This is a genomic window from Curtobacterium sp. PsM8 (genome assembly GCF_030433875.1).
Taxonomy (GTDB): domain Bacteria; phylum Actinomycetota; class Actinomycetes; order Actinomycetales; family Microbacteriaceae; genus Curtobacterium.
The window spans coordinates 1-26,032 of sequence record NZ_JARUXD010000049.1 but is presented as its reverse complement, the minus strand read 5'-3'; the positions used below and the strand labels follow the sequence as shown (position 1 = coordinate 26,032).

Below are 26,032 nucleotides of genomic sequence, written 5' to 3'. Positions count from 1 at the left end.
TGTTTATAAGACCCTCCCCGGCCCCCTCCCGGGGTTGCTGGGGGCTCGTGTTGGGCGCCGGCGGGGGGCGGCGGCCCGGGCGACGGCCGCGGGCGCGCCCTACGAGACCAAGGGGCGGACGGCGGCGGCCAGGCGGTCGGCCAGGGCCGACGCCTCGGCGGGGGTGGCCGCCACGGTGTCGATGTAGACCTTCACCTTCGGCTCGGTGCCGCTCGGGCGGACGATGACCCGGGCACCGCCCTCGAGGTCGAAGCGCAGGATGTCCGACGGCGGGAAGCTCTCCACCCCGTCGAGGAAGTCCGTCACGGACGCGATCGCGACACCGCCGAGCTCCGTCGGCGTGGCGGTCCGGAGCGACGCCATGATCTCGCCGATCCGCGACAGGTCGTCCACCCGCGTCGCGACCTGCCCGGACGCGAACGCCCCGAACCGCTCGGCGAAGGCGTCGAGCTGGTCCGCGATGGTCTTGCCCTCGGCCGCCAGCTCGGTCGCGAGCGACAGCAGCTCGAGCGCGGCGGAGATGCCGTCCTTGTCGCGGATCACCTGTGGGTCGACCAGGTAACCGAGCGCCTCTTCGTACCCGAACAGCAGGTCCGGCACGCGGGACACCCACTTGAACCCGGTCAGCGTGTCGCGGTGCCCGAGCCCGTACTGCCCGGCGACCCGGGCGAGGGCCGGCGAGCTGACGATCGACGCGGCGAGCACCCCGGTCACGCCGGCGTCGGCCGCCCGTGCGGCGGCGCGCCAGCCGAGGAGCCAGCCGACCTCGTTGCCGGCGAGACGTCGGTACGAGCCGGAGCCGTCCGGGATCGCGAGAGCCAGACGGTCGGCGTCGGGGTCGTTGGCGATCACCAGGTCGGCACCGACCGCGACACCTCGGGCGATCGCCAGGTCCATCGCGCCCGGCTCCTCCGGGTTCGGGAACGAGACCGTCGGGAACGCACCGTCCGGCTCGATCTGCTCCGGCACCACGGCCGGCTCACGGAACCCGGCCTGCGCGAAGACCGCGCGGGCGGTCTTCCACCCGACGCCGTGCATGGCCGTGTAGACGACGGACGGCTGCGCGTCGGCCGGGAGGGCCGGGGCCGGCACGGTCGCGGCCGTCGCGTCCACGTACGCCTGGACGAGCGACGCGTCGGCGACGGTGTAGTCCGTCGCCCGTTCGAGCGTGCGGATGTCGCCGGCTGCGACGACGTCGATGGCCGCAGCGATCTCGCCGTCGACCGGCGGCACGATCTGCGAGCCCTCGTCGTCCCCGCCGAGGTAGACCTTGTACCCGTTGTCCCGCGGCGGGTTGTGGCTGGCGGTCACCATGACGCCCGCGCCGACGCCGAGGTGCCGGACGGCGAACGCGACGAGCGGTGTCGGCAGCGCCGAGGGCAGCAGCGTGACGTCGAGGCCGAGGCCCCGCATGACCTCGGCGGAGTCGCGCGCGAAGACGTCCGAGTTGACCCGGCCGTCGTACCCGATGACGACGCTGCGGTCACGGCCGGAGTCGATGAGGAAGCGGGCCAGCCCCGCGGCGGCCTGCGTGACGACGACGCGGTTCATCCGGAGGGGGCCGGCACCGAGTTCGGCACGGAGCCCGGCGGTGCCGAACTGCAGCCGTCCGGCGAACCGAGCGTCGAGTTCCTCGGTGTCGCCGGCGTCGACGAGCCGCTGCAGTTCCGCGCGCGTCTCGGCGTCGGGGTCCTGCTCGATCCAGGCAGCCGCGGTGTCGAGGACGCTCACAGTGCCGCCACCACGCGGGCGAGCAGGTCGGCGATGACCGGCTCTGCCTGCTTGCCGGCCTCGAGCACCTCGGTGTGGGACAGCGGCGTCTTCTGGATGCCGGCGGCCAGGTTCGTGATGAGCGAGAAGCCGAGGATCTCCATGCCGGCCTGGCGGGCGGCGATCGCCTCGAGCGCGGTGGACATGCCGACGATGTGCCCGCCGATCGCCTTCGCCATCTGGACCTCGGCCGGGGTCTCGTAGTGCGGGCCGCGGAACTGCGTGTAGACGCCTTCGTCGAGCGACGGGTCGACCGACTTCGCGACCGCACGGAGACGGGCCGAGTACAGGTCGGTCAGGTCGATGAACGTCGCGCCCTCCAGCGGGCTGTCGGCGGTCAGGTTGATGTGGTCGCTGATCAGGACCGGCGTGCCGGGCGTCCAGGTCTCCTTGATGCCACCGGCGCCGTTGGTGAGGACCATGACTGAGGCGCCGGTCGCGGCAGCCGTCCGGACACTGTGCACGACGCGACGAACGCCGTGGTTCTCGTAGTAGTGCGTGCGCGCGCCGATGACCAGTGCGTGCCGACCGTCGGCGAGACGGATCGACCGGACGGTGCCGGAGTGCCCCGGGACGGCCGAGGCGCTGAACCCGGGGACGTCCGCAGCGGGGATCTCGGAGACGGTCTCCCCGAGCAGGTCGGCGGCCTTGCCCCAGCCGGAGCCGAGCGTCAGGGCGATGTCGTGCCGCTCGATGCCGGACCGCTCCGCGATGACTGCGGCGGCGTCACGGGCCACGTCGAAGGGGTCGACGGCGGGGTCGTTCAGGGGGTTCTCGGTGCTGAGCATGCGCCGATCGTACCGGGCGGCAGGTCAGCCGAGGGCCTTCTCCACAGCCGCCGTGATCTCGCTCTGGTCGAAGTGGTTCTGGATCACGATGACCTCGGCGTAGGTGGTCCCGATGGCCTCGACGAACTCCTGGCTGGTGAGGATCACGTTGGCGTCGTCGGAGACGTCCCGCACCGAGGCGACGTCGGCTGCGACGACCTCCGCCGTCAGCCCGAGCGCCGCCAAGGCCTTCTCGGCGTTCACCTTGAGGATCGCGCTGGCACCGATGCCGGCGCCGCAGATGGTCACGATCTTCACGTGGCGCTCACTCCCATGATGCTCCGGATCTGGTCCGCACTGGTGGCCTCCGCCAGTCGCCTGGTGACGGTCGGGTCGTTGAACAGGTTCGCGATCGCACCGATCGACTCGAGGTGCGTGCCGACCTCGGCCACGGCCAGGCCGAGGACGACCGAGACGGGGTCGTTGTGCGGGTGCCCGAAGACGACCGGTTCGGCGAGGGTGACGACCGCCAGCCCGTCACGGAGCACGCTCGACCCCGGCCGGGCGTGCGCGAACGCCAACCCGGGCGAGATCACGATGTACGCGCCGTGCTCCTCGACCATCGCGATCATGGCGTCGGTGTAGGCGTCGGTGGTCGAACCGGAGGCCACGAGGGCGTCGCCGGCGCTCCGGAGCGCGTCGCGCCACGACGACGCGGACGCCCCGAGGACGACGGCCGGGTCCGGCAGCGGCGGCAGGCCCATCGGCTCAGGCCTCCGCGTACCCGGCGGTGATCGCGGCGATGATCTCCTCGCGGTCCTCCAGCGGCAGGAAGGTGCCGAGGGCGGCGTTGATCTGGAACGCGGCGAGGTCGTCGAGGTCGTAGCCGAAGGTGCCGGCCAGGAGCGCGAGCTCCTTCGACAGCGTCGTGTTGCTCATCAGGCGGTTGTCGGTGTTCACGGTCACCCGGAAGCCGAGCTGGTACAGGACGTCGAACGGGTGGTCGGCCAGGTCGTCGCCCCACGCGGCGATGGCGCCGGTCTGCAGGTTCGAGGACGGCGAGACCTCGAGCGGGATCTCGCGGTCACGGACCCAGGAGGCCACCTCGCCCAGGGTGGCGAGCATCGAGCCGTCGCCGCCGTCGGTCAGGGCGACGTCCTCGAACACCCGGACGCCGTGGCCGAGGCGCAGCGCGCGGCCGTCGACGAGCGCCGACCGGATCGACGCCAGGCCGTCCGCTTCGCCGGCGTGCACGGTGACGGGGAACAGCTCGGAGGCCAGGTAGTCGAACGCCGCCTTGTGGTTCGACGCGGGGAACCCGGCTTCAGCACCGGCGATGTCGAAGCCGACGACGCCGTGGTCGCGGTGGCGCACCGCGAGCTGGGCGATCTCCATCGAGCGGTCGGCGTGGCGCATCGCGGTGACGAGCTGGCCGATGCGGATCGACCCGCCGGCGGCGTCGACCGCGGCTTCGATGCCGGCCTGGACGGCTTCCACCGTCTGGTCGAGCGTCAGCCCGCGCTGCAGGTGCTGCTCCGGGGCCCAGCGGATCTCACCGTAGACGACACCGTCCGCGACGAGGTCCTCGACGAACTCCTTCGCGACGCGGGTCAGCCCGGCTTCGGTCTGCATCACGGCGGTGGTGACGTCGAACGTCTTGAGGTACTCCACCAGGGAGCCGGAGTTCGACTGGTCGGCGAACCACGCGGCCAGCTCGGTCGGGTTGGTGGTCGGCAGCTCGACGCCGTCGGTCGCGGCGAGCTCGATGATCGTCGCGGGACGGAGGCCGCCGTCCAGGTGGTCGTGCAGCGAGACCTTGGGCAGGTCGTTGATGACCGCCCCGGCGTCGGGCAGGCGGTGGATGGTGGCGGCGTCGCTCATGCGCCCAAGGCTATCGGTGGTCACCGACCCCCGCAGGGCGGGGCCGACAAACCCGTGGACGACGGACTGGAGGCTCCCCACAGGACGTGTGGGGAGCCTCCAGTCAGAACGTGTGGCGGACGACGCCTACTGGATCCGCTCGCGCACGATCGGGCCGCGCTCCGGCGCGGACTCGCCGATCGACCAGGCACCCTCGAGGGACTCGAGCGCCCGCTCGAAGCGCTCCGGCTCGTCCGTGTGCAGCGTCCAGAGTGGCTGACCGGCGGTGACCGTGTCGCCGGGCTTGACGTGCAGTTCTATGCCGGCGCCGGCCTGCACCGGGTCCTGCGCCCGCGCACGCCCGGCGCCGAGGCGCCAGGCCGCGATGCCGAACGGCAGTGCCTGCTGCGTGGCGAGCACACCGGACTCGGTGGCGGTGACGACGTGCGTCTCGGCGGCGACCGGCAGCGCGGCCGACGCGTCGCCGCCCTGCGCCTCGATCATGCGGCGCCAGGTGTCCATCGCGCGGCCGTCGGCGAGGGCGGCGGCCGGGTCGGCGTCGGTGACCCCGGCCAGCCGCAGCATCTCCTCGGCGAGCGACACGGTCAGCGACACCACGTCGGCAGGCCCGCCGCCGGCGAGCACCTCGACGGACTCGCGCACCTCGAGGGCGTTGCCGATCGTCAGGCCGAGCGGGACCTCCATGTCGGTGAGGAGGGCCGAGGTCGCGACCCCGGCGTCCTTCCCGAGGTCGACCATCGTCTGCGCCAGGAGCTTCGACTGCGCGAAGTCCGCCATGAACGCACCCGAGCCGAACTTCACGTCGAGGACGAGCGCTGCCGTGCCCTCGGCGATCTTCTTCGACATGATGCTCGACGCGATGAGCGGGATGCACTCGACCGTGCCGGTGATGTCACGGAGGGCGTAGAGCTTCTTGTCGGCCGGTGCCAGACCCGACCCGGCCGCGCAGATGACCGCACCGACGTCGGACAGGATCTCGGACATGCGCTCGTTCGAGATCGCGGCCTGCCAGCCCGGGACCGACTCGAGCTTGTCGAGGGTGCCACCGGTGTGGCCTAGCCCGCGGCCGGAGAGCTGCGGCACCGCGACGCCGAACGTGGCGACCAGCGGTGCGAGCGGCAGGGTGATCTTGTCGCCGACCCCGCCGGTGGAGTGCTTGTCGACCGTGGTCTTGCCGAGCGAACCGAACGACATCCGCTCGCCCGACGCGATCATCGCGAGGGTCAGGTCACGGATCTCGCGGCGTTCCATGCCGTTGAGGAAGATCGCCATCGCGAGCGCGGCCATCTGCTCGTCCCCGACGTAGCCGCGCGTGTACGCGTCGACGAGCCAGTCGATCTCGGCGGTGGACAGCGTCCCGCTGGAGCGCTTGGTGCGGATGAGGTCGACGGTGTCGAACGGCTCGACGGCCATGTCAGTGCTCCTGCTGGTAGGTCATGAGGGTGCGCGGCCCGAAGGCGTCGGGCAGGACCTCGTCGATGGTGCGGATGCCCGAGACCGTCTCGAGGAGCATGCCCTCGGTCGAGTGCTCGAACAGCAGCTGCCGGCAGCGCCCGCACGGCATCAGGGTCGCCCCGTCGCCGTCGACGCAGGTGAACGCGACGAGCTTCCCGCCGCCGGTCATGAACAGCTGCGACACGAGCGAGCACTCGGCGCACAGGGTCACCCCGTACGAGGCGTTCTCGACGTTGCAGCCGGAGACGATCCGGCCGTCGTCGGTGAGCGCCGCAGCCCCCACCGGGAAGGACGAGTACGGCACGTAGGCGCGCCCCATCGCGGTGGTCGCGGCCTCTCGCAGGGCGGTCCAGTCGACGTCGACGGTCCCGTCGATCGCGGCGTCCGGGTCGGACGGGAGGCTCTGGGCCGGGTCCGTCCAGGAGGGCTCGCCGGTCGTCGGGTCGGTGGTGACCCCCTGGTCACCCGCAGCGTTCGTGTCGGTCATGTGGCGGGCCTCCCGGCTAGTTCTTGATGTACGGCTTGCCGGACGCAGCCGGGCCTCGCGACTGGCCCACCAGACCGGCCACCGCGAAGATCGTGACGACGTAGGGCAGCATCAGCAGGAACTCGCTCGGCACCGGCGAGTTGATCGCCCCGAGGGTGTTCTGCAGGTTCGACGCGAAGCCGAACAGCAGCGCGGCGAGCGTCGCCTTGATCGGGTCCCAGCGGCCGAAGATGACCGCGGCCAGCGCGATGTAGCCCGCGCCCGCCGTCATGTCCTTCGTGAACGGTCCGACCGCGTCGAGCGTGAAGTACGCACCACCGAGGCCGGCGATCGCACCGGCGAGCGAGACGTTCCAGAAGCGCGTGCCGGTGACGTTGATGCCGACGGTGTCCGCGGCCTCCGGGTGCTCGCCCACCGCGCGGAGGCGCAGGCCCCAGCGGGTCTTGAACAGCGCGAAGGTGACGACGGCGACCGCGATGTAGGCCAGGTAGACGATGACGGTCTGCTCGAAGAACACCGGGCCGATCACCGGGATCTGGTGCAGGACCGGGATCTCGATCTTCGGGAAGCGGATGCCGACGTTGAGCGTCGTCTCGGACGGCGAGAGCACCTGCGAGTACAGGAACCCGGTGAGCCCGGAGATGAACGCGTTGATGACCACACCGACGATGACCTGGTCGACCAAGTACTTGATGCTGAACGCCGCGAGGACGAACGACACGAGCACACCGGCGATGAGGGCACCGATCAGACCGACCCAGGCGGACCCGGTCAGCGAGGCGATGAGGGCCGAGGTGAACGCACCGGCGAGGAACTGTCCCTCGATGGCGATGTTCACGACGCCGACCCGCTCCGAGATGACGCCGCCGAGGGCACCGAACACCAGCGGGACGCTGAGGCCGATCGCGCCGACCAACAGGCCGGGCAGCGGGATCGTCTTGCCGGCGGCGGCCCAGGTGAGGAAGCCGACGACGAACACGACCGCGAACACGCTCGTCAGCCACAGCGGCACCGGACGGAACCGGCCGACCAGGAAGAACGCGACGGCGGTGCCGAGCGACAGCAGGACGACGACGACCACGCCGGTCGCCAACGACGGCAGCCCGACGTTCGGCAGCTGCACGAAGTCGCCGGCGTTGGCCAGACGGAACGTGGTCGTGCCGCCACGACGGACGCCGAGGAACAGCACGGCGGCGAGCACCGAGAACACGGCGAACGCGATCGGTGCCTTCCAGCTGCGGGTGGTCTCGACCGCTCGGTCCGCGACGGGTGCGGCCGGGGCCGCGGTGGGGCTGAGGGTGCTCACGCGGCGACCGCCTTCCGCTTGGAGTTCTTCGCAGTGCGACGACGTGCGCCCGGCTGCGGGATCCGGAAGACCGCGCGGACGAGCGGCGGGGCCGCGATGAACAGGACGATGAGGGCCTGGATGACCCCGACGATGTCGATCGGGATGCCGTTGGCGGCCTGCATGGCGTAGCCACCGTTCTTCAGCACGCCGAACAGGATCGCGGCCCAGAAGGTGCCCCAGGGCTTGGAGCGGCCGAGCAGCGCGACGGTGATCGCGTCGAAGCCGATGCCGGCGTCGATGCCCGAGGTGAAGCCCGTCGTGACGGCACCCTCGACCTGGTAGGCACCGGCGATGCCGATGAGGGCACCGGAGATGACCATCACCCAGACGGTCAGCGCCGGGACGCTCATGCCGGCGACGCGGGCCGCGCGGGGGTTCTCGCCCACCGTGCGGAAGCGGAAGCCGAGCGACGACTTGTTCATCAGCCACCACACGACGACCACCGCGACCAGGGCGACGAGGAACCCGACGTCGATGCCGAACCGCGAGCCGAACAGCGACGGCAGGACCGCCGAGTCACGGGTCGCGGGCGAGATCGGGTTCGGGCTGCCGCCGGCCTGCAGGAGGCCCGGGGTGCGGAGCATGAAGCTCACCAGGTACAGCGCGACGTAGTTGAGCATGATCGTCAGGACGACCTCGTTGGCACCGGTCCGGGCCTTGAGGAGTCCGACGATGCCCGCCCAGACCGCACCGCCGACGATGCCGGCGAGGATAGTCAGCGGGATGTGCACGATCGCGGGCAGGTCGAACGAGAAGCCGACCCAGCCGGCGGCCGCGGCGGCCATCAGGACCTGTCCCTGCCCGCCGATGTTGAAAAGGCCGGTGCGGAACGCCACCGCGACGCCGAGGCCGGCGGCGATGAGCGGCACCGCGTAGTCGACCGAGCGCGTGATCGGGGCGATCGCGGTCGCGAACGACGGCGCACCGAAGTTGACGACCGAACCCTGGAACAGCGACGAGTACGAGCCACCGACGGCCGTCCCGACCGCACGGAGCGTGTCGAGCGGGCGGGCGAAGAAGTACCCGGCCGCGGCCTGGACGTCCTTGTCGGTCAGGGCGATGAGGACACCGCTCGCGATGAGGGCCAGGACTACCGCGAGGACGGTAGTCAGGACCGAGCCGTTCACGATGCTGCGGAGGGCGTCGCTCCAGCGGCCCTCGCGGCGCTCGCTGTCGGTCGCCGAGTCGGTCATCAGGTGCGGGGCGCCGGTGACCTCCTGCAGACGGTCGTCGACGGCGGGCGTCGCGGCGTCGTGCGTCGTGTCGGCGGTCGTCGCGGCGGCGCTCGTCGCGTCGGCGCTCGTCGCGTCGGCCGGGAGGCCCGTGGTCGCGTCGGTCTGTGCGGTGCGGTCCGACGGCGTGGTGCCGTCGTGCTGCGGCGTGGGGTCGCTCACGCGGCGAGCTCCGTTCCTGCGGGCAGTTCGCCCGCCATCATGAGTCCGAGGACGTCCCGGGGTGTGGACGCGGGGACGATGCCGACGATCGCGCCGCGGTACATCACGGCGATCCGGTCGGCGAGCGCGACGACTTCGTCGAGCTCGGTGGAGACGACGATCACCGGGACGCCGCTGTCGCGGGTCTCGACGATGCGCTTGTGGACGAACTCGATCGAGCCGACGTCGATGCCGCGCGTGGGCTGCGCGGCGACGAAGAGCCGCAGCGGGCGGCTGAGTTCGCGGGCCAGGACGATCTTCTGCTGGTTGCCGCCGGAGAGCCGACCGGCCGCGGTGGTGCGCCCGGGCGTGCGGATGTCGAACTCGGCGATCTTCTCGTCGGCGAAGGCGTCCCGCTCGGCGGCGCGGATGGTGCCGGCACGGACGAAGTCGGCGGAGTCGGCGCGGTCGAGCATGAGGTTCTCGGCGATCGTGAACTCCCCGACCAGCCCGTCTTCCTTGCGGTCCTCGGGGACGAACCCGACGCCGGCGTCCAGGATCTGCTTGACGCTGCGGCCGGTGACCTCGCGGCCGTCCAGGGTGATCCGACCGGAGCGGACCGGCTCGAGGCCCATGATCGCCTCGGTCAGTTCGGTCTGGCCGTTGCCCTGAACGCCCGCGATGGCGAGGACCTCGCCCCGGCGGACCGTGAACGAGACGTCGTCGACCAGCACCAGGCCGGTCGGGTCGGTGACGGTGAGCCCCTCGACGACCAGGGCGGCGTCGCCCGGGGTGGCCGGTGCCTTGTCGACGACCAGTTCGACGCTGCGGCCGACCATGAGTGCCGCGAGCTCGCTGTTCGACGCGGTCGGGGACGCTTCGCCGACGACCTTGCCCAGGCGGATCACGGTGATGCGGTCGGCGACCTCGCGGACCTCGCGGAGCTTGTGGGTGATGAAGACGATGGCGGTGCCGGCTTCGCGGAGCTGGCGCATGATGCCCATCAGCTCGTCGGTCTCCTGCGGGGTGAGGACGGCCGTCGGCTCGTCGAACACCAGCACGGAGGCGTCGCGGGACAGCGCCTTGATGATCTCCACGCGCTGCTGCACGCCGACCGGCAGGTCCTCGACGCGGGCGTCGGGGTCCACGTCGAACCCGAAGCGCTCGGAGATCTCGCGGACGCGCTTGCGAGCGCCGGCCAGGTCGAGGCGGCCGCCGAACGCGGTCTCCTCCTGCCCGAGCATCACGTTCTCGGCCACGGTGAAGACGGGGACGAGCATGAAGTGCTGGTGCACCATGCCGATGCCGGAGCGCATGGCGTCGCCCGGTCCGTCGAAGGCCTGGACGACGTCGTCGAGCAGGATCTCGCCCTCGTCGGCCTGGTACATGCCGTAGAGGACGTTCATCAGGGTCGACTTGCCTGCACCGTTCTCGCCGAGGAGACAGTGCACCTCGCCCGGTTCGACGGTGATCGAGATGTGGTCGTTGGCGACCAGGCTGCCGAACCGCTTCGTGATGCCGCGGAGTTCGAGCTTCATGTCGGTGAGTCTATTTCTGTCTCGGGCGTGCACGGGTCCCCGTGCGCGCGAGAACGCGGGCGGAGGAGTGCTCCCCCGCCCGCGTTCGTCGGACTACTTGACGGATGCCTCGGTGTCGACCTTGACCGAGCCGTCGATGATGCCGGCCTTGATCTTGTCGAGCTCGCCCTGCAGACCCGAGTCGACCTTGGACTCGTAGTCGTGGAACGGCGCGATGCCGACGCCGTCGTTCTTCAGCGTGCCGACGTACGGGGTCTTCGAGAAGTCGCCCTTGGCGGCCTGCTCGACGACGTCCTTCGTGGCGGGCTTCATGCCCTTCTCGATGGAGGTGAAGGCGATGTCCTTGTAGCGGGGGTCGGCCTCGTAGAGGTCGCTGTCCGCGCCGATGAGGACGGAGCCGTTGTCGGCGTCCTTGATCGCTTCTGCGGCCGACTGGTAGATCGGGCCACCGACGGGCAGGATCACGTCGGCGTCCTGGTCGAGCAGCGACTGCGCGACCGACTTCGCCTGGGTGCCGGCCTCGAAGCCACCGGTGAAGGAGCCCTTCTGGCTCTTGACGTCCCAGCCGACGACCTTGACGTCCTTCTTCTTCTGCTCGTTGTAGTACGCGACGCCGTCCGCGAAGCCGTCCATGAAGATGGTGACGGTCGGGATCTGCATGCCGCCGAAGGTGCCGACGGTGCCGGACTTCGAGTAGGACGCCGCCGCGTAGCCGGCGAGGAACGCCGCCTGCGAGGTGTCGAACGTGATCGGCTTGACGTTCTTGGCGTCGATCGAGTTGTCGTCGATGATCGCGAAGTCGGTGTCGGGGTTCGCCGCGGCCTGCTTCTTCGTCGAGGCGGCGAGGTTGAAGCCGACCGTGACGATGAGGTTGCAGTTCTGGTTGACGAGCTGCTGGATGTTCGAGTCGTAGACGGTCGCGTCCTTCGACTCGGCGTCCTTGTACTGGGCGCCCAGGTCGGAGGCGGCGTCCTTCATGCCCTCGAAGCCGAGCTGGTTGAACGACTTGTCGTCGAAGCCACCGGCGTCGGAGACCATGCAGGGCAGGAAGTCGGACTTCTTGGACGAGGTCGAGCTGGACGGTGCGGATGCGCAGCCGGCGAGCACGGCGACGGTGCCGACGAGCGCGAGACCGCTCATGGCGACGCGACGGGTACGAGATGACACGGGGGTTCCTCCGGGGAGATCGGGAGTCGACCCGGAGTCACTGCGCACCGGGCGATCGTCAGGACAGTACACGACCGGCCGGGCGGTACAGGACCGGTCCGGAGGCCCTCCGACATCGGTTACGCGATCGCGACCGCGCCGTAACGCGCCGGAAACGCGATGGTCGGTTCGTGCCCCCAGTTCGCGGGGTTTCGTGATGGAGCGCTACAGCCGGGCTCCGGTCTGGAGGATCGTGCAGGCATCCCCCACATCCGCCGGTCCGCAGGGCGGTTCAGAAGTCGTCGTCCGCGTCGCCGGGGAAGCACAGCGAGAGAGCCTGGACCGCGTACTGTCCGTCCGACACCGTCAACCGGACGGAGTCGGTCCGCCCGCCACCACGACCCACGATGGTCGGGCGGTCCGCCGTCCCCCAGTGGTCGATCGTCATGCCCTGCTCCGTCCACCGGTCCTCGGTGGTGGTGACGTCCTGCGTCACGTCGCCGCTGGACGAGCGGGTGACGAGGTACCGCCACTTCGCACCCTGGTCGCCGTCGGGGAGCCGGCAGTCCTCCAGGTAGTCGGGGCCGGTCCGCGGCTGCCACGTCCCACCGAGTCGACCGGTGACCGCCTCGACGGCGTCGACCATCTGCTGCTGCGCGACGTCCCGGTGGACGGCCGGGGCAGCGTGCTCGGACGTCGGTGCCGGTGCGGGGGCCGGGCCAGCCGCGGAGCAGCCGACGAGCGCGGCGACGACGAGCACACCGGTGCCGAGGACCCCGACGGGTCGGCGCAGCCTGTGCTCAGAGCGCATCAGCGTCTCCGGGGAAGCACAGCGAGACGGCCTCGACGCCGTACAGGTCCGGGGCGACCGAGAGACTGATCGACCTCGTCGTCCCACCGCCACGGCCCGTGATGGTGGGCTCGTCCTGCGTTCCCCACCGCTCCAGCGACATGCCCTGTCCCTTCCACCGCGCCGTCACCGCGGCGACGTCCGCAGGTACGTCCCCGAGCGAGCCGCGTGTGACGAGGAAGCGCCACTGCGCACCCGGCTCGCCGTTCGACAACCGGCAGTCCTCCGCGTAGTCGGGACCGGTCTCGTGCTGCCACGTGCCGCCCAACGCGGTGGTCACCCGGTCGACAGCCTCGACCATCTGCCGCTGCGCGGTGTCCGCGTCGAGCACCGGTGTCGCCGTCTCGCTCGGTGTCGGTGTGGGTGTCGGAGCGGGCGTTGCACAGCCGACGAGCGTGCCGACGACGAGCACGCCGACCGTGGCTGCGGCCCATCGGCGTGGGATGATCGCGTCAGAGCTCATCGGGGTCCCCGGGGAAGCACCGCGACAGCGCCTGGACTCCGTACTGGTCGTCGGTGACCGAGAGGCTCATCGAGTCGGTCGCCGCACCACCGCGGCCGACGAGGGTCGGATGAGCTGTCGAGCCCCACCGGTCGATGGCCATGCCCTGCCGCTTCCACTGCGCCTCGACCGCGGATAGGTCCTCCGCGACGTTCCCGACCGACGAACGCGTCCGGACGTCCACCCACTGCGCACCCGGCTGTCCGCCCGGCAGGGCGCACGCATCGGCGTAGTCCGGTCCCGTGCCCTGTTCCCAGTCCCCGCCGAGCCGTCCGGTGAGGTCGTCCACCGCACCGACCATCTGCTGCTTCGCGGCCGCAGCCGTCACCGCCGCCGTCGCGAGCGGGGTGGTCGTGACCGACGGGTGCTGCGCACAAGCGGCGACAATCAGTTCGATCGGAACGAGTACCAGTGCGCACACCGCGCTCCGACGCAGGCCGGAACTGCCGGTCATCCGTCAGTCCGGCAGCGCGTTCGTTCAGAGTTGGTCTGCATCACCCGGGAAGCAAAGCGAAACGCTCTGGATGGCGTAGAGCCCAGGCGCGATGGAGAAGCTGATGGAATCGGTGCGATCGCCGCCCCGCCCGATGACTGTCGGCTCCGTCTTCGTGCCCAGGTGTTCGATGGACATTCCCAGGGCCTTCCAACGCGCTTCGACCTTGGCTGAGTCGGCAGAGACGTCGCCGGTCTGCGCGCGGGTGAGGAAGTACGTCCACTTTGCTCCGGTGTCCCCGTCGGGTAATCGGCAGGCTTCTGCATAGTCCGGTCCAGACCGGACTTTCCAGTCACCACCGAGGCTCTCCGTCGCGTCCCTCACGACTTCGACCATTCGTTGCTGCGCGCTCTCGGAATCCACCGCGGGTGTCCTCACTGCTTGCGGTTCAGGGGCAGGACTTTGTGCACAGCCGACAGCCGATCCGCCGAACAGCGCGAGTAGGAGAAGCATCCCGGCCAACCGAACACCACGTGTACGCATCGACATCACTCTCCGCCGTCGGGATCTCTGACGCCCAACAGCCACTGGTCTCGCACGGTCGGAGGAGTCGGATCGAATTCCGTCAATTTGTCTTTCCGTCCGGTCGTCGCCGCGCCCACGTTGTAGAGCGTTTCGGTGTTCTGGTCGAGGTACCCGCCACCATCCGCGTTCAACGGATCGTGGTGCAAGACCGGGTTCGTCGTGGTGCCGTCAGCCGCAGTACCGCCGTTCGCCCCGAACGTCGTCGCACCGAAGCCCGGCTTCGACGGGTCGACGTGATGGCCATGGCTGAAGCTCCGGCCTACCGTCGCCCACTCGTCCCCCTTTCCGCCTTCGTCGAAGAGCACGTTCCGTGCCTGTCCGGCGTAAACCTCGCCGGCGTGGAGGTCGTCCGCCGAATCGACCGCGTCCGGCAGACCAGCGGAGGCCAGGGCAACAAATCTATCGACGTGGATGTCCGACCGGGAGAGCGCGACCCCCGCTGTCGTCGTGCCGTACGAGTGCGCGACGATGTTCGTGGTGGGCATGCCATCAGCCCGGACAGCGTCTAGTCCGTGTACGGACGCCGCCAGCTTCTCGGCACCGGCTTCCGCTTTGTCCATGCCGAGGACAGTCGTCTCTCCGGGGGTCTCGTACCCGATCCAGGAGATGACTGCACGCTCGCCTTCGCCAGCGGCCACGATCTGCTGGTTGTAGATGTTCTGTGCGGCGTTTGTCCACGACGACATGTCAGCCGTCGTGGTGTTCATCCCCGGCACCGCCCAGGTCACGTTGTCCGCCGTGTCGAGGTCACCGATCGAGACGGCTGCAAGCGGCGGGACGTCGTCGGTCAGAGACACCAGGGACCGAGCACCTTCGCCCTTCTTCCCCAGGGTTGCCTCGATGTTGAGCAAGGCCTTCAACTCCTTCTCGAGCGAGGCGATCTGCTGCTGGAACGGCGTGCCGTACTGACCCGACCAGGCGGACCCGGTCTGCGCGGTCGCCAGCTGGCTCTGGACCTGGTCGATGCGGAGACCGAGCACCGATCGGTTGGCCGCGTCTCGTGCCCAGTAGGCAACGCCCTCGAGGTTGCCCAGCTTCTCGAGTACTGACTGCGGTAGAGCGCGGAGTGCCGGCGCATCGGCCTTCGACAGCCCCAGCGCTGCCCACCGCTTCGCGACCTCGGCCGGGGTCAGGCCCTCCGCGAACAACGCATCGAGCACCGGTGGCGTCCGCCCGTTCGTGGCGACGGCGAGCACCATGTCGGGGAGCACTCCGGCGCCCCCTGCCTTCTCGAAGGCGCTGGCGACGTGCTCGCTCCACGTGCAGTCCGACTCGTTGTGCTGCAGGTACTGGCGGAACCCGGAGAGCGCGCTCTGCCCGTCCACGACCGCCCAGCTGCACGATGCCTTGAAGCTCGACCATGCGGTTTGCAGCCGCTGCAGCTCGGTGTCGGCGTCACTGTCGGCCGAGCGGGTGGTGGACACGAAGGTGCGCAGGTGGGTCGGGTCTGCCGAGCTCTTCCCGCTGCCATCGCCGCCGGCCGAGTGCGGACGCTGCCGTGCGTGGAAGGCCGCCGTCAGCGGCTTCGGGGTGATCGGCGTGGTCGAGGGTTCGTGGTCCGTGACGAACTCCCACAGCGGTACTGCCACCCCCACGACGCCGCCGCCGGACGCCTGGACGAAAGCGTTGCGTTGTGCTTCTCGCTGCTTCCACGCATCGTGGTCGCTGATCCGCTGACGTTCCTCCACGGCCTGGCGACTCACTGCATCGATGTCATCAGCGAAGTCGGCGAGTACCCCGGCGAGCTTGCCCCGGTCCTCGGCCTCGATCACCGCGGCCTCTTGGAACCGCTTCGCGTAGGCCCCGGAGAAGTCCTGCAGACCTGTCGACACCGCCCCGGAACGTTTGCCCGCTTGCCCGCGTAGGACGCCATCCGCGGTACGCAGCGCACTGCTCAGCGATGACGCGTCCCCCGCGTCGTACTCGATGTCGACCATCTGCTCTCCCCAGGCTCCCCCGCAGCCCCCGCTGCGACCACCCACGATAACGCAGCTTGCCGCTCCTGGTCTCCGGATGGGTGCTCCTCAGAGCACGCCACCCCTCAGAGCACGTCGTCCCGCCCGCTGATCTTCAGCGCGTCCACCACACCCTTGACCCGCTGCGCGTTCGCGCTCGTGGTGACGAGCAGCGCGTCCGGGGTGTCGACGACGACGATGTCCTCGACCCCGATCAGCGAGATCAGCCGGTTGCTCTGCGACACGACGATGCCGCTCGCCGAGTCGGCCAGGATGCGGGCGTTGTCGCCGAGCACGGCCAGGTTGTTCTTCCGCCCACCGGACTGCAGCTTCGCGAGCGAGGCGAAGTCGCCGACGTCGTCCCAGTCGAAGTCGCCGGGCACGACGGCCATGCGTCCGGCGGCGGCGGCCGGTTCGGCGACCGTGTAGTCGATGGCGATCTTCTTCAGCGACGGCCAGATGCGGTCGACCACGATCCCCCGCGCCGAGGTGTCCCACGCTGCGGCGAGCTCCTCGATGCCGGCGAGCAGCTCGGGCTCGTTGCGTCCGATCTCGGCGAGGAGCACGTCGGCGCGGCTGATGAACATACCGGCGTTCCAGAGGTACGAGCCGTCGGCGACGTACTTCTTCGCGGTCCGCAGGTCGGGCTTCTCGACGAAGGACCGGACGGCGTGCGCGGTGGTCGCGCCGTCGACCCCGAGCGCCTCGTCGGCGGCGTGGATGTACCCGAAGCCGATGGCGGGCTCGTTCGGTGTGATGCCGATGGTCGTGATGTAGCCGGCGCGGGCGGCGACGACGGCTTCGCGGACGGACCGGCGGAAGCCGCGGGCGTCGCCGATGACGTGGTCGGCGGCGAACGAGCCGATGACGACGTCGGGCTCGCGGCGGTGCAGGATCGCCGCGGCGAGGCCGATCGCCGCCGTGGAGTCCTTGGGCTCGCTCTCGAGCACGACGTTGTGGTCCTCGACCCCGGGCAGCTGGGACTCGACGGCGATGCGGTGCGCCCGGCCGGTGACCACCATGATGCGGTCGGGGCCGGCGAGCGGCTCGAGTCGGTCCCAGGTCTGCCGGAGCAGCGACGAGCCCGAGCCGGTCAGGTCGTGCAGGAACTTCGGGGCGTCGGCGCGCGAGAGCGGCCAGAGGCGCGATCCGATGCCGCCGGCCGGGATGATCGCGTAGAAGTCGTCGAGTGCGTCCGTCACGCGCCCACCGTACCGGCGCCCCCGTGCAGCGGCTGCACGTCGTCTGGACGTGTCGTGGACGGCACCGGGATCCGCGCACGGTCTGTTCACCCCTCGCGCGTACCGCGTTCACGTCGTGCCCCCCGGTCGTCCACGCGTCGGCGTGAGCATGGGCCGTGCCATGAACGCACGCAGCAGCATGGAGCGAGGCACCGAGTCCCCCCGGACCGTCGCCGTCGTGACCGAGAGCTTCCTGCCCACCCTCAACGGCGTCACCACGAGCGTCCTCGCGGTGCTCGAGCACCTGCGGCGCCGCGGACACCAGGCCGTCGTCATCGCCCCGGACACGCCGGGCCTCGCCGCCTGGCGCTCGCGTTCCGAGCAGGAGCGGCACCACGGCTTCGACGTGCACCGGATCCCGGCGGTCGCGTACCGGCAGTTCCCGGTGGCGCTCCCGCACCCGGTCCTCGACACGATCCTCGCCGCCTCCGGGGCCGACGTGCTGCACGCCGCCAGCCCCTTCCTGTTGGGTGGGCGCGCGATCACGGCAGCCGGGAGGCTCGGCATACCCTCCGTCGCCGTCTTCCAGACCGACGTGGCCGGGTTCGCACGCCGCAACGGCCTGTCCGCGGCGGCTCCGCTCGTCCGCCGGGTCCTCGGGCGCATCCACGCGGGAGCGTCGCTGACGCTGGCACCGTCGTCGGCGACGGCCGCGATGCTCGCCGAGGAGGGCGTCCCGCGGGTGGCCCGGTGGGGCCGCGGCGTCGACACGACCCTCTTCCACCCGGACCGTCGCTCCTCGTCCCACGTGCGGGCCCTGCGACGGCGCATCGCTCCGCGCGGCGAGACCATCGTCGGCTACGTGGGCCGGCTGGCACCGGAGAAGGAGGTCGAACGGCTCGCGGAACTCGGCGGCATGCCGGGCATCCGGGTCGTGGTCGCCGGAGGAGGACCCTCCCGGGCATTGCTGGAACGGCGCTTGCGCCACCTGGACGTCACCTTCACCGGCCCGCTGCGCGGCGACGCGTTGGCCGATGCCTACGCGATGCTCGACGTGTTCGTGCACACCGGGGCCGCCGAGACCTTCGGGCAGACCCTGCAGGAGGCGCACGCGACGGGCCTGCCGGTGGTGGCCCCGGCCTCCGGCGGACCGCTCGACCTGGTGTCCCCGGGTCTCGACGGCGAGCTGTACGACCCGGAAGCACCGCTGGCCCTCCGTGCGGCGGTGGCGCGGCTGCACGCGGACCGTTCACTGGCCGAGCGGATGGGTTCGGCGGGGCGGCTCCGGGTCGAGGGCACGACGTGGGAGTCGGTGGGCGACGAGCTGCTCGCGCACCACGAGACGGCGCGGACGATCGGCGCTCCGCCGGCCGCGACCCGCGCCGCCCGCACCGGGTGGCACGAGAAGGTCGGTGCTCGGACGTAGGATGGTGTCGTTCCACACGAACACGACGGCAACGGCGCGCCGATCGGTGCGCCAGACCTACGGGAAGGCGAGCTCATGGCCGAGCAGACCGCAGGCGGGACGGCGACAGCCACCCCGCAGGTGACCATCGACGGGACGTCGATCGACGCACCTCGGACGCGCGCGCCGCAGGGCACGCTGTACCGCGGCTCGGTCGGGATGTGGTCGTGGGTGCTGCACCGGATCACCGGTGTCGCGATCTACTTCTTCCTGCTCGTGCACATCCTCGACACGGCACTCGTCCGGCTCTCGCCCGAGGCCTACAACGCCGTGATCGGCACGTACAAGACGCCGCTGATGAACCTCGGCGAGATCGCCCTGGTCGCCGCCATCGTGTTCCACGCGTTCAACGGGCTGCGGATCATCCTCATCGACTTCTGGTCGAAGGGGCCGAAGTACCAGCGGGCCATGTTCTGGGTCGTCCTCGTGCTCTGGGCAGTGGCGATCGCGGGCTTCCTGCCGCGCCAGCTCATGAACCTCGTCGCCGACTTCAACTGAACCGAGGGCTGTCATGACCACCGAGACCATCGCCCCGCCCCGCAGCGCCGACGCTGCCCGCCGCACCACCAACTGGGAGAAGTGGGGCTGGATCTACATGCGGGCGTCGGGCGTCCTGCTCGTCGTCCTCATCTTCGGCCACCTGTTCGTCAACATGGTCGCCGGCGAAGGCGTCAAGCAGATCGACTTCGCCTTCGTCGCCGGCAAGTGGGCGAGCCCGTTCTGGCAGATCTGGGACACGCTGATGCTCTGGCTCGCGCTGATCCACGGCTCGAACGGCATGCGGACGATCATCAACGACTACGTCGCGAAGCCCGGCGTCCGGAAGACCCTGCTCGTCGCCGTGCTCGCCGCGTGCGTCCTGCTGATCGTCCTCGGCACGCTCGTGTGCTGGACGTTCGACCCGTGCCCCGCCGGCGCTGCCGCCGCGGACCTGCCCTCGTTCTGCCCGGCGCAGTAGCCGCCGTCCGCGTCATCCCGCGCTGGCGACACGCTCTCGCTCGCTCCGCCTCCTGATCGAAAGACCCCAGTGACCGACATCACCGTGCACCACCACCAGTTCGACATCGTCATCATCGGCGCAGGAGGCGCCGGTATGCGGGCCGCCATCGAAGCCGGCCCGAAGGCGAAGACCGCCGTCATCTCGAAGCTGTACCCGACCCGCTCCCACACCGGTGCGGCGCAGGGCGGCATGGCGGCCGCGCTCGCGAACGTCGAAGAGGACTCGTGGGAGTGGCACACCTTCGACACGATCAAGGGCGGCGACTACCTGGTCGACCAGGACGCCGCCGAGATCCTGGCGAAGGAGGCCATCGACGCGGTCATCGACCTCGAGAACATGGGCCTGCCGTTCAACCGCACGCCCGAGGGCAAGATCGACCAGCGACGCTTCGGCGGCCACACCCGTGACCACGGCAAGGCCCCGGTCCGCCGAGCGTGCTACGCGGCGGACCGCACCGGGCACATGATCCTGCAGACGCTGTTCCAGAACTGCGTGAAGCTCGGCGTGAACTTCTTCAACGAGTTCTACGCGCTCGACCTCATCATGGTCGACGTGGTGGGCGACGACGGCGTCACCCGCAAGCAGCCAGCCGGCGTCGTCGCGTTCGAGCTCTCCACCGGCGAGCTGCACGTGTTCCACGCCAAGGCGATGGTCTTCGCGACCGGTGGCTTCGGCAAGATGTACAAGACGACCTCGAACGCACACACCCTGACCGGCGACGGCGTCGGCATCGTCTGGCGCACCGGCCTGCCGCTCGAGGACATGGAGTTCTTCCAGTTCCACCCGACCGGGCTCGCGGGCCTCGGGATCCTGCTGACCGAGGGTGCCCGTGGTGAAGGTGCGATCCTCCGCAACGCCTCGGGTGAGCGCTTCATGGAGCGCTACGCCCCGACCATCAAGGACCTCGCTCCGCGCGACATCGTCGCCCGCTGCATGGTGCAGGAGGTCGCCGAGGGTCGTGGTGCCGGGCCGAACAAGGACTACGTGCTGCTCGACTGCACGCACCTCGGCGCCGAGGTGCTCGAGACCAAGCTGCCGGACATCACCGAGTTCGCCCGCACGTACCTCGGGGTCGACCCGGTGGTCGAACCGGTGCCGGTGATGCCGACCGCCCACTACGCCATGGGTGGCATCCCGACCAACGTCAAGGCCGAGGTCCTCTCCGACAACGACACCGTCGTCCCGGGCCTCTACGCCGCCGGCGAGTGCGCCTGCGTCTCGGTGCACGGCTCGAACCGCCTCGGTACGAACTCGCTGCTCGACATCAACGTGTTCGGCAAGCGCTCGGGCAACAACGCCGCCGAGTACGTGCAGACAGCGGAGTTCCTGCCGCTGCCCGAGGACCCCGCGGCGAACGTGCGCGGCATGCTCGAGCAGCTCCGGGCCTCCACCGGCACCGAACGGGTCGCCGTGCTCCGCAAGGAGCTGCAGGAGGAGATGGACAAGAACGCGCAGGTGTTCCGCACCGACGAGTCGCTCGCCCGCGTGACCGAGACCATCCACACGCTCCGCAACCGCTTCATGCAGGTGTCGGTGCAGGACAAGGGCAAGCGGTTCAACACCGACCTGCTCGAGGCGGTCGAGCTCGGCTTCCTGCTCGACCTGGCCGAGGTCGTCGTCTACTCCGCCCGGAACCGCAAGGAGTCCCGCGGCGGGCACATGCGCGACGACTACCCGAAGCGCGACGACGAGAACTACATGCAGCACACCATGGCGTACCTGACGGGCGATCCGCACTCGTCCCTCGCCGACGACCACATCACGCTCGACTGGAAGCCGGTCGTGATCACCCGGTACCAGCCGATGGAGAGGAAGTACTGAGATGACCGACACCCTGGTCTCCGAGGCACCCCGCACCGACACCGTGCAGGACGCCCCTCCCGGATCGTTCTCCGTCACGCTGATCGTCCGCCGGTTCGACCCGGACGTGGACGACGAGCCGCGCTGGCAGGACTTCGACGTGATGATGCTGCCGACGGACCGCATCCTCGACGCGCTGCACAAGATCAAGTGGGAGCAGGACGGGTCCCTGACCTTCCGCCGCTCGTGCGCGCACGGTGTCTGCGGCTCCGATGCGATGCGCATCAACGGCCGCAACCGCCTGGCGTGCAAGACGCTGATCAAGGACCTCGACATCTCGAAGCCGATCTACGTCGAGGCGATCAAGGGCCTGCCGCTCGAGAAGGACCTGATCGTCGACATGGAGCCGTTCTTCAAGTCGTTCCGCGAGGTCCAGCCGTTCCTGCAGCCGAAGTCGGCGCCGGAGAAGGGCAAGGAGCGCATCCAGTCGGTGGCCGACCGTGCACGCTTCGACGACACCACCAAGTGCATCCTCTGCGCCGCGTGCACCTCGTCGTGCCCGGTGTTCTGGACGGACGGGCAGTACTTCGGCCCGGCGGCGATCGTCAACGCGCACCGGTTCATCTTCGACTCCCGCGACGACGCGGCCGACGTGCGCCTGGACATCCTCAACGACAAGGAGGGCGTCTGGCGCTGCCGCACGACCTTCAACTGCACCGACGCCTGCCCGCGCGGCATCCAGGTGACGAAGGCGATCTCCGAGGTCAAGCAGGCCGTCATGCGCGGCCGGGCGTAGCACGCCGATGCCGACAGGAACGTCATGGGCGGGCGCGCTAGGCTCCCGCTCATGACGTTCGCGGACACCCGCCCCATCCTGGATCAGCTCGGCTACACGGTCCGGTACGTGCAGCTCCCCGGTGAGACGCTCCACGAGCCGCCGGTGGAGGGTGCGCTGCGCATCATCCCGGCCGACGCCGGCTCCTTCGCGCTGGAGGTCGTCGACTACGGCACGGCCCGTCGCCTGGCCACGGCCGGCAACGAGTCCGACGCCGTCGAGATGCTCCGACGCTTCCTCAACCGGCCGTTCCCGGACGCACGCGACATCCGTCGCAGCGACCTCGACCAGATGCGCGACCGGTCGGCGTCGACCTACCCGCAGCTGGCCCAGCAGGTCGCCTCGACCGGGGACGCCGGTCTGACGATCCAGATCCCCGCCGGCGTGCCCGTGGACCGCATCGGCGGACCGGACGGCTACCTCCTGCACCCGCTCGAGACGCCGCTGCCCGCCCGGTCGCTGCCGCCGCACACCGCTGCATCGCCCGAGGTGCACCGGTACGTGGTCGAGCGCCCGTTCCTCGTCACCGTCCGGTTCGTCCGCCCCTGGTTCGACCAGCCGGGTGGGGCGCTCCGCTTCGAGATCGCGAACCCGACGTCGACCGTCCGCGACCTGGTTGTCGACGGCTCCCTGGCCCGCGTCCGCGTGGTCTGAGCCGAGCCTTCCGTTCCGCTCACGACGAAGCCCTCCTCCCCGACCGGGGCAGGAGGGCTTCGTCGTGGTGCGGTGCGTCAGCCGCGCTCGGGGCGGTCGAAGCGCTGACCCTCGGGCTTCGAGGGCATGAGGAACAGCACGAGCACGATGATCGGGCCGACGACCGGGATGAGGACGAGCAGGTAGAACGGCCCGGCGAAGTTCCCGTCGTGCAGGCGTCGCCATGCCAGCGCCAAGGACGGCACCAGGATCGCGAGCGACAGCAGTCCGACCAACGAGTACGCGATGAGGTAGAGCGGCGACGGCGACGTCATCACGGACGTGTAGCTGTACCCCGTGCTGACGGTCTGCCGCTCGGACTGGGCGAACCCGATGCCGACCAGGGTCCAGAGCACCGCGTAGACGACGGTGCTGACCAGGTACCACCACCAGAACTCGCTGCGGCTGGCACGGCCGTCGAACCGGGCGTACTTCTTGAAGAAGCGCTTGGCCGCGTTCGGGAGCGAGATGCCGTACCACGGGGCCCACAGCGGCGGTTCACCGTTCGGGCCGGTCTGGACGCCCTGACCGTAGCCCTGCGGCTGGCCGTACGGCTGCTGGCCGTACTGCTGCTGACCGTACTGCTGCTGGCCGTACTGGTCGGGCTGTCCGTACGGGTTCTGCTGCCCGTGCGGCTGCTGGCCGTCGGGCGTGCCGTACGGCTGCTGCGGGTTGTCGCTCACGGTGTCTCCCTGGTGTCGAGTGGTACTGGGCTCCGAGTCAACCAGTAACCCCGTCCCCCTGGACGACCGTGACCACCCCCGACCGAGGGGCCACTCCCGGAAGCGAACGACGGCCCCACCGCATGGTGGGGCCGTCGCAGGTAGTGGGGTCGCGCGGGCCGGAGCGGTCCGTGCAGCGCCGCCGGGTCAGCCGCGCTCGGGCTGGTCGAAGCGGGCGCCCTCGCGGACGGATGGGATGCAACCGATGACGATGGCGAAGAGGGCACCGATCGGCGGGATGATGAACAGCAGGGCCAGCAGGCCCGAGAAGTTCACGTCGTGCAGGCGTCGCACGGTGAGCGCGATGAAGCCGACGAACGTCGCGAGTGCCCAGAGGCCGCCGACCACGTTCGAGTCGCCGCTGGCACCGCCGCCGATGACGGTGTCGATGATGCTGGTGGCGAAGTTGCCGATGGCCCACCAGAGCGCCCAGAACCAGAACTCGCTGCGGCTGGCGCGGCCGTCGAAGCGCACGTACTTCTTCCAGAAGCGCGTGAAGGCCTTCGGGAACGGGATGCCGTACCAGGGTGCCCAGAGCGGCGGTTCGCCCTGCGTCGCGGCCTGCTGCCCGTAGGACCCCGGCTGGGCGAACTGCCCCGGCTGCTGTCCGTACTGACCCGGGTGCCCCGGCTGCCCGGGATGACTCGGCTGCCCGTACGGCGACTGCTGCCCGTACTGACCCGGCTGGCCGCCGTACTGTCCGGACTGGCCGGGCTGGCTGTACGGCGACTGCGCCGGCGGCTGCTGACCGTAGGGCGACTGCGGCTGACCGTACGGCGACTGCGCGGGCGGCTGCTGACCGTACGGCGACTGCGCCGGCGGCTGCTGGGCCGGCGGCTGCTGACCGTAGGGCGACTGCGGCTGCCCGTACGGCGACTGCGCCGGCGGCTGCTGGCCGGACGGCGCCCCCTGCGCCGGGTCGGGCTCGTCACCCGGCCGCTTGGCGTACGGGTCCTGGGGGTACTGGTCGCTCACGGCGGTTCCTTCCGGGGTGCAGGGTCGGTGTGCCCACGGTGACCTCGGCGGCGGCCCCGGCGGCCGGGACACGTGCCCCGACCGTCCTGCTCCCCCGCACGCTGACCCCGCGCGCTGGGACCCAGTGTGCCAGCACCGACGCCGCCGCGACAGCAGCGCCGCGGCAGCGCGACGCCGGAGCGGTCAGGGCAGGAGTGCGATCTTCCCGCCCGGGTGCCCCGACTCGAGCACCTCGAGGGCCGCCCGAGCCTCGGTCAGCGGGAACGTCCGGGCCACCGGCACGACGAGCTCGCCACGTCCCGCCAGGTCGATGAGTCGCGCGCGCACCGAGTCCCGGAACGCGGCGCTGTCCGGCTGCGCACCGCCGATCGCGGTGATGCCGGCGTCCTCCGCCCGCCCGAACGCCGCGATGGTCGCGATGCGGCGCCGGTCCGCCACCAGGGCCAACGAGACGTCGACGGCCTCGTCGGACCCGACGCAGTCCAGGGCCACGTCGACTCCGGAGGCGGCGAGGTCACGGACCCGCGCCTCCAGGCCGTCCCCGTAGGCGACCCACGTGCCGCCGAAGCCGCGGACGGTGTCGGCGTTGCCCTCGGAGGCGGTGCCGATCGCGTGCGCACCGAGTGTGCGGATCTGCTGGAGCAGGCTGACGCCGACAGCTCCGGAGGCTCCGTGCACGAGGACGGTGTCGCCCGCCTGCACCGCCGTGACGCGGAGGAGGTCCGCTGCTGTGGTGCCCGCCAGGAGCAGGTTCGCCGCCTCTGCGAACCCGAGCGACGCGGGCTTGGCGAACACGTCCGCGGCGGGCAGCGTGATCTCCTCCGTCCAGCCGCCACGGACGCGGAACGCCAGGACCTCGTCCCCGACGGCGACCGACCCGGAGGCGATCGTCGTGTCGGGTCCGACGGCGCTGACGACGCCGGCGACCTCGTACCCGATCGGCACCGGGAAGTCGGCGGGGTCGCCTCGCTGTGTGTGCTTCGCGTCGGCGGGGTTCATGCCGGCGGCGCGGACACGGACCGTCACCTCACCGGGGCCGGGAACCGGCACCTCGACGTCGACCAGTTCGAACACGTCACTGCCGCCGGGACGCGGTGCCACCCACTGCTTCGTCATGCTCGCGACGGTACTCGCGGCCACGACCGCGGCTTCAAGCCGACCGCCGGACGGACGCCTGACGGACGGGGGGCGCCCGGCCCGCAGGGGGGCGCCCGCCCCCGGGGGCGCGGCGGGGGGGGCGGCCGCCGGTTGGTGCGGACGGCCCCCCCCCC

26 protein-coding genes are annotated in these 26,032 nt (G+C 70.6%); 6 read left to right on the top strand and 20 right to left on the bottom strand.

The genetic code is table 11. The features are described from left to right. Positions 1-99 precede the first annotated feature (99 nt). From QCD68_RS12070 to QCD68_RS11990, 17 genes are all read right to left on the bottom strand, one after another. Positions 100-1,731 carry a phospho-sugar mutase gene (locus QCD68_RS12070; protein WP_301223177.1) on the bottom strand — a complete coding sequence of 544 codons (1,632 nt, stop codon included), beginning with the start codon at positions 1,729-1,731 and terminating at the stop codon, positions 100-102. Beyond that, positions 1,728-2,558 carry a purine-nucleoside phosphorylase gene (locus QCD68_RS12065; protein WP_111074263.1) on the bottom strand — a complete coding sequence of 277 codons (831 nt, stop codon included), beginning with the start codon at positions 2,556-2,558 and terminating at the stop codon, positions 1,728-1,730. The genes QCD68_RS12070 and QCD68_RS12065 overlap by 4 nt, the downstream gene beginning before the upstream one ends. 24 nt (positions 2,559-2,582) lie before the next feature. After that, positions 2,583-2,855 (bottom strand): PTS sugar transporter subunit IIB, encoded by a 273-nt coding sequence (locus QCD68_RS12060; protein WP_301223176.1) that lies wholly within the window; start codon positions 2,853-2,855, stop codon positions 2,583-2,585. After that, positions 2,852-3,301: a PTS sugar transporter subunit IIA gene (locus QCD68_RS12055; RefSeq protein WP_301223175.1), complete on the bottom strand. Its 450-nt coding sequence runs from the start codon at positions 3,299-3,301 to the stop codon at positions 2,852-2,854. The genes QCD68_RS12060 and QCD68_RS12055 overlap by 4 nt, the downstream gene beginning before the upstream one ends. A 4-nt stretch (positions 3,302-3,305) precedes the next feature. Next, positions 3,306-4,418, bottom strand: a complete 1,113-nt coding sequence (locus QCD68_RS12050; protein WP_301223174.1) for an adenosine deaminase — start codon at positions 4,416-4,418, stop codon at positions 3,306-3,308. 126 nt (positions 4,419-4,544) lie between these two features. After that, positions 4,545-5,831 (bottom strand): thymidine phosphorylase, encoded by a 1,287-nt coding sequence (locus QCD68_RS12045; protein WP_301223173.1) that lies wholly within the window; start codon positions 5,829-5,831, stop codon positions 4,545-4,547. Between the two features lies 1 nt (position 5,832). After that, the gene (locus QCD68_RS12040; RefSeq protein WP_441005186.1) at positions 5,833-6,360 is read right to left on the bottom strand and encodes a cytidine deaminase; all 528 of its coding nucleotides are present in this window, start codon (positions 6,358-6,360) and stop codon (positions 5,833-5,835) included. A 16-nt stretch (positions 6,361-6,376) separates the two neighbouring features. Beyond that, entirely contained in the window at positions 6,377-7,666 is a 1,290-nt protein-coding gene (locus QCD68_RS12035; protein WP_111074269.1) for an ABC transporter permease, read from the bottom strand. Beyond that, on the bottom strand, positions 7,663-9,102 hold the full coding sequence (locus QCD68_RS12030; RefSeq protein WP_441005185.1) for an ABC transporter permease: 1,440 nt from the start codon (positions 9,100-9,102) through the stop codon (positions 7,663-7,665). Before QCD68_RS12030 ends, QCD68_RS12035 begins: the two co-directional genes overlap by 4 nt. Continuing rightward, positions 9,099-10,619: an ABC transporter ATP-binding protein gene (locus QCD68_RS12025; RefSeq protein ID WP_111074270.1), complete on the bottom strand. Its 1,521-nt coding sequence runs from the start codon at positions 10,617-10,619 to the stop codon at positions 9,099-9,101. The genes QCD68_RS12030 and QCD68_RS12025 overlap by 4 nt, the downstream gene beginning before the upstream one ends. 93 nt (positions 10,620-10,712) lie before the next feature. Then, on the bottom strand, positions 10,713-11,786 hold the full coding sequence (locus QCD68_RS12020; protein ID WP_111074271.1) for a BMP family lipoprotein: 1,074 nt from the start codon (positions 11,784-11,786) through the stop codon (positions 10,713-10,715). Between the two features lie 271 nt (positions 11,787-12,057). Continuing rightward, complete coding sequence (locus QCD68_RS12015; RefSeq protein WP_111074272.1) at positions 12,058-12,576, bottom strand: hypothetical protein; 519 nt, start codon at positions 12,574-12,576, stop codon at positions 12,058-12,060. Beyond that, complete coding sequence (locus tag QCD68_RS12010) at positions 12,566-13,078, bottom strand: hypothetical protein (RefSeq protein ID WP_146248090.1); 513 nt, start codon at positions 13,076-13,078, stop codon at positions 12,566-12,568. Before QCD68_RS12010 ends, QCD68_RS12015 begins: the two co-directional genes overlap by 11 nt. Next, entirely contained in the window at positions 13,068-13,571 is a 504-nt protein-coding gene (locus QCD68_RS12005; protein WP_111074274.1) for a hypothetical protein, read from the bottom strand. Before QCD68_RS12005 ends, QCD68_RS12010 begins: the two co-directional genes overlap by 11 nt. 24 nt (positions 13,572-13,595) lie before the next feature. Continuing rightward, complete coding sequence (locus QCD68_RS12000) at positions 13,596-13,973, bottom strand: hypothetical protein (protein WP_111074275.1); 378 nt, start codon at positions 13,971-13,973, stop codon at positions 13,596-13,598. A gap of 125 nt (positions 13,974-14,098) precedes the next feature. Further along, positions 14,099-16,072, bottom strand: a complete 1,974-nt coding sequence (locus QCD68_RS11995) for an alpha/beta hydrolase (protein WP_253463631.1) — start codon at positions 16,070-16,072, stop codon at positions 14,099-14,101. A gap of 104 nt (positions 16,073-16,176) precedes the next feature. Beyond that, positions 16,177-17,292: a mannose-1-phosphate guanylyltransferase gene (locus QCD68_RS11990; protein ID WP_111074277.1), complete on the bottom strand. Its 1,116-nt coding sequence runs from the start codon at positions 17,290-17,292 to the stop codon at positions 16,177-16,179. Positions 17,293-17,452: 160 nt separating this feature from the next. Here QCD68_RS11990 and QCD68_RS11985 point away from each other — a divergent pair, with 160 nt between their 5' ends. The 6 genes from QCD68_RS11985 (at position 17,453) to QCD68_RS11960 (ending at position 23,025) form a co-directional block, all read left to right on the top strand. After that, complete coding sequence (locus QCD68_RS11985) at positions 17,453-18,697, top strand: glycosyltransferase family 4 protein (RefSeq protein ID WP_301223172.1); 1,245 nt, start codon at positions 17,453-17,455, stop codon at positions 18,695-18,697. A gap of 75 nt (positions 18,698-18,772) precedes the next feature. Next, positions 18,773-19,234 carry a succinate dehydrogenase, cytochrome b556 subunit gene (gene sdhC / locus QCD68_RS11980; protein ID WP_111074279.1) on the top strand — a complete coding sequence of 154 codons (462 nt, stop codon included), beginning with the start codon at positions 18,773-18,775 and terminating at the stop codon, positions 19,232-19,234. Between the two features lie 13 nt (positions 19,235-19,247). Then, complete coding sequence (sdhD, locus tag QCD68_RS11975; protein WP_111074280.1) at positions 19,248-19,694, top strand: succinate dehydrogenase, hydrophobic membrane anchor protein; 447 nt, start codon at positions 19,248-19,250, stop codon at positions 19,692-19,694. A 69-nt stretch (positions 19,695-19,763) separates the two neighbouring features. Continuing rightward, positions 19,764-21,557, top strand: a complete 1,794-nt coding sequence (sdhA, locus tag QCD68_RS11970) for a succinate dehydrogenase flavoprotein subunit (protein ID WP_111074281.1) — start codon at positions 19,764-19,766, stop codon at positions 21,555-21,557. Position 21,558: 1 nt separating this feature from the next. Further along, complete coding sequence (locus QCD68_RS11965) at positions 21,559-22,332, top strand: succinate dehydrogenase iron-sulfur subunit (protein ID WP_111074282.1); 774 nt, start codon at positions 21,559-21,561, stop codon at positions 22,330-22,332. Between the two features lie 51 nt (positions 22,333-22,383). After that, positions 22,384-23,025, top strand: coding sequence for a TNT domain-containing protein (locus QCD68_RS11960; protein WP_301223171.1), 642 nt, complete (start codon positions 22,384-22,386; stop codon positions 23,023-23,025). Between the two features lie 77 nt (positions 23,026-23,102). Here the strand turns inward: QCD68_RS11960 and QCD68_RS11955 are convergent, their stop codons facing one another. The 3 genes from QCD68_RS11955 to QCD68_RS11945 all read right to left on the bottom strand — a co-directional run bounded on the left by QCD68_RS11955 (position 23,103) and on the right by QCD68_RS11945 (position 25,877). Next, positions 23,103-23,747, bottom strand: coding sequence for a DUF805 domain-containing protein (locus tag QCD68_RS11955; protein WP_111074284.1), 645 nt, complete (start codon positions 23,745-23,747; stop codon positions 23,103-23,105). A 186-nt stretch (positions 23,748-23,933) separates the two neighbouring features. Beyond that, entirely contained in the window at positions 23,934-24,761 is an 828-nt protein-coding gene (locus tag QCD68_RS11950; protein ID WP_301223170.1) for a DUF805 domain-containing protein, read from the bottom strand. Positions 24,762-24,944: 183 nt separating this feature from the next. Then, positions 24,945-25,877 (bottom strand): NADP-dependent oxidoreductase, encoded by a 933-nt coding sequence (locus tag QCD68_RS11945; protein ID WP_301223169.1) that lies wholly within the window; start codon positions 25,875-25,877, stop codon positions 24,945-24,947. Positions 25,878-26,032: the final 155 nt, after the last annotated feature.